Origin of the sequence: Bradyrhizobium sp. (assembly GCF_049512235.1) — a bacterium.
In the GTDB taxonomy this organism is placed as follows: domain Bacteria; phylum Pseudomonadota; class Alphaproteobacteria; order Rhizobiales; family Xanthobacteraceae; genus Bradyrhizobium.
On record NZ_JBEKXH010000582.1, the window covers coordinates 1 to 3,697 of the forward strand.

Annotated in this window: 2 protein-coding genes; one reads left to right on the forward strand and one right to left on the reverse strand. The window is 64.5% G+C overall.

Annotated elements, in window-relative coordinates:
* Positions 1 to 338: 338 nt before the first annotated feature.
* Positions 339 to 3,101, reverse strand: coding sequence for a DNA mismatch repair protein MutS (gene mutS / locus ABSG20_RS32140; protein WP_423868477.1), 2,763 nt, complete (start codon positions 3,099 to 3,101; stop codon positions 339 to 341).
* A gap of 247 nt (positions 3,102 to 3,348) precedes the next feature.
* Between mutS and ABSG20_RS32145 the strand changes: the two genes are divergently transcribed.
* A partial coding sequence (locus tag ABSG20_RS32145) for a sulfotransferase family 2 domain-containing protein (protein ID WP_423868478.1) occupies positions 3,349 to 3,697 on the forward strand: 349 nt, incomplete at its 3' end.

Sequence of the window (3,697 nt, forward strand, 5' to 3'; positions counted from 1 at the left end):
CGATCGATCCGAAATCCAACGATATTTCAACCAATTGCGGGCTTAGCTCCATTCGTCGCCGGGGAGAGCTGGGATGACATCGCATCCGGTGGTCGGCGGAAATAAAACACCGCCCTGATGAAGATCGGCGTTTCTATTCAGCCCGCAGCCCGGATGAGCGAAACCATATCCGGGACCCGGCTCCGGCTGCGCGCGTCCGGGCTACGAGTCACTGTCAGCGACCGCCAGGCTACTTTGCATGGGGTTGTTTTGGATATTTCATACCAGGGAGCGTAGCCAAGGACTCGTCATGCCCGCGACAGGCGCGGGCATGACGAGCTTGCATTACGCAATGACCGCTACGGCTTCGGCAGTTTCGCCTTCAGTGCATAGATCGCCTCCAGCGCCTCGCGCGGCGACATCTCGTCCGGGTGCAGGGTCCTCACCGCTTCGATCAGCTTTTCCGCCTCGCCCGGCTGTGCCGGCTCGGCGGCGGCGCGGGAGGTCACCGCGAACAGCGGCAGATCGTCGGCCAGTGCCCGCGCGGTCTGGCCGCGGTCCTGGGCCTCGAGCTTTGCCAGCACCGATTTGGCCCGCGCGATCACAGGCGCGGGCAGGCCGGCGAGTTTTGCGACCTGGATGCCATAGGAGCGGTCGGCCGAACCGGGCAGCACTTCGTGCAGGAATACCACGTCGCCGTGCCACTCCTTGACCCGCACCGTGGCATTGAACAGCCGCGGCAGCTTTGCCGATAGCGCGGTCAGTTCATGATAGTGCGTCGCGAACAGCGCGCGGCAGCGGTTATTCTCGTGCAGATGTTCGATCGAGGCCCAGGCGATCGACAAGCCGTCGAAGGTCGCGGTACCGCGGCCGATTTCATCCAATATCACCAGCGAGCGTTCGCTGGCCTGATTGAGGATAGCAGCGGTTTCCACCATCTCCACCATGAAGGTGGAACGGCCGCGCGCCAGATCGTCGGCGGCGCCGACCCGGGAGAACAAGCGATCGACGATCCCGATCCGCGCCCGCGCGGCGGGGACAAAACTGCCGATCTGCGCCATCAGCGCGATCAGCGCATTCTGGCGCAGGAAGGTCGATTTGCCTGCCATGTTCGGGCCGGTGATCAGCCAGATCTGGCCCGCCCCCACCCTACCCTCCCCCGCTTGCGGGGGAGGGTAGGGTGGGGGTACCGGCGACAGGTCGCAGGCATTGGCGATGAAGGGCTGGCCGTCCCGATTCAGCGCCTGTTCGACCACCGGATGCCGGCCGCCCTGGATCGCAAAGCTAAGCGAGCTGTCGACCTCCGGCCGCACATAATTGTCGTCGACCGCGAGCTTTGCCAGCGCGGTCGCCACATCGAGCACCGCGAAGGCATGGGCGGCGGCGCGCAGATCCTCGCTCGCGGCGACCACCATCGCGCACAGCCGTTCGAAGATTTCGAGTTCGAGTCCGAGCGCGCGGTCGCCGGCGTTCGCTATCTTGGCTTCGATCTCGCCGAGTTCGGATGTCGTGAAGCGGACCTGGCCGGCCAGCGTCTGGCGATGGATGAAGGTCGCATTCAAAGGTGGAGCCATCAGCCTGTCGCCATGCTGGGCGGTGACCTCGACGAAATAGCCGAGCACGTTGTTGTGCCGGATCTTCAGGCCCTTGACGCCGGTCTCCTCGGCATAGCGCGCCTGCATCGCGGCAACGACGAGGCGCGAGGCATCGCGCAGGTTACGGCTTTCGTCGAGTGCGGCCTCATAGCCTTCGCGAACAAAACCGCCGTCGCGCTTGATCAGGGGCAGCTGCTCGGCCAGCGCGCGCGCGAATTCGCGCGCCAGATCGCGCGAGGGCCGGCGCAGCGAAGCCATCACGGCTATGATCTCCTGCGGCGGATCCTCAAGCGTGGCAAGTTGCGCCAGCGCCGCGTCGGCGGCGAGGATGCCATCGCGCAAGCTGGCGAGATCGCGCGGACCGCCGCGCCCGACCGACAATCGCGCCAGCGCGCGCGACAGGTCGAGCGCTGTACGCAGCGTGGTCCTGAGATCGTCGCGACCGGCGGCATCAGCGACAAAGGCCGCGATCGCATCGAGCCTGCGTGCAATCGCGGTGCTGTCGGTCAGCGGCGCCGCCAGCCGTTGCGCCAGAAGGCGCGAGCCGGCCGCGGTCACGGTACAGTCGATGGCATCGAGCAGCGATCCGCGCCGCTCGCCAGCCAGTGTGCGCGTCAGTTCGAGGTTGGCGCGGGTGGCGGGATCGATCGCCATGGTGGTGCCACTGGCTTCGCGCGACGGCGGCGACAGCGGCGGACGCTTGCCGACCTGGGTGCGGTCGATATAAGTGACGGCCGCCGCGGCGGCGGTGGCTTCAAGCCGCGACATCGTGGCCAGGCCGTCCATGGTGGCGACCGCGAAATAATCGCACAGCCGCCGTTCCGCGGTGGCGCCATCGAACACATCGCGGGTCAAGGGCGTCACCGCCGGCAGTCCGCGCAAGAGCGGTCCGAGATCGGGATCGCCATAGAGCGCGTCGGGCACGATGGCCTCATTGGGATTGACGCGCGACAGCGTCGCGGCGAGTTCGCCGCTCGAACATTCGGTGACAGTGAATTCGGAGGTCGAAATGTCTATCCAGGCGAGCCCGATGCGGTCGCCGCCGCTCGATGCCCGGGCGCGGGCGATCGCCAGGAGATAATTGTTGGCCCTGGCGTCGAGCAGGCCCTCTTCGGTCAGCGTGCCCGGGGTGACCAGCCGCACCACGTCGCGGCGCACCACGCTCTTGTTGCCGCGCGCCCGCGCCGCCGCCGGATCCTCGGTCTGCTCGCAGACCGCAACCCGATGGCCTGCGGCGATCAGGCGGTGCAGATAGTCTTCAGAGCGCTCCACCGGCACGCCGCACATCGGGATGTCCAGGCCCTGATGCTTGCCGCGCTTGGTGAGCACGATGCCGAGGGTGCGCGAGGCGATTTCGGCATCCTCGAAGAACAGCTCATAGAAGTCGCCCATCCGGTAGAACAGCAACAGTCCGGGATGGGCGGCCTTGATTTCAAGGTATTGTTCCATCATCGGCGTGACCCGCGCCGCAGCCTCCGCGGGCTCTGTCGCTTCCGATGGCACCGGGATGGATTGCTGGATCGTCATCGCGGGCAACGCTAGCAAAACTTTGCGGCGCGATCACAGGTATTTTCGCCGTTTTCCCCGCCTTCGTTGGGGCAATCCGTCGAGCGGAGTGCGCGCGACAGTGTTCCGGCGAGGATGAAATGGAATCGCGCGCGACAAGCAATGTCGGTTCTCCGCTTCCTTGCGACGATCAGGGCCGAAGGATCGGCAGAAACATATTTTCACAAATCTGATGTCGAGGTCCCCGTAGTTAACAGCAATTTAATTCGTGATTTTTGATTCGAATAACTATGCTGCGACCAGCGATCCGTTTGGCGATCGAGTCTTCGAATGCTGCGAAGGCGGGGCCATGCTGCTGGACGACTTCCGACTGGTCTTCGTGCACATTGCGCGTACGGGAGGCACAAGCATCGAGGTCGCGTTGGCCGGTAGGGATTGGTGGCTGATTTCGCCGCAGACCAAACATCTGAGCGCTCGCCAGATTCGTGTCCAGTCCGGGGAAGAGAAATGGAATCGCTATTTCAAGTTCAGCGTTGTTCGAAACCCATGGGATCGAGTGGTCTCGATGTTTGCTACCGGTTGGTGGATGGGTGAAGATCGTCAATCCGATGCTCAAG

Coding starts and splice junctions, on each gene's coding strand:
- mutS (WP_423868477.1), bottom strand. CDS start 3,101: ATGACGATCCAGCAATCCATCCCGGTGCCATCGGAAGCGACAGAGCCC.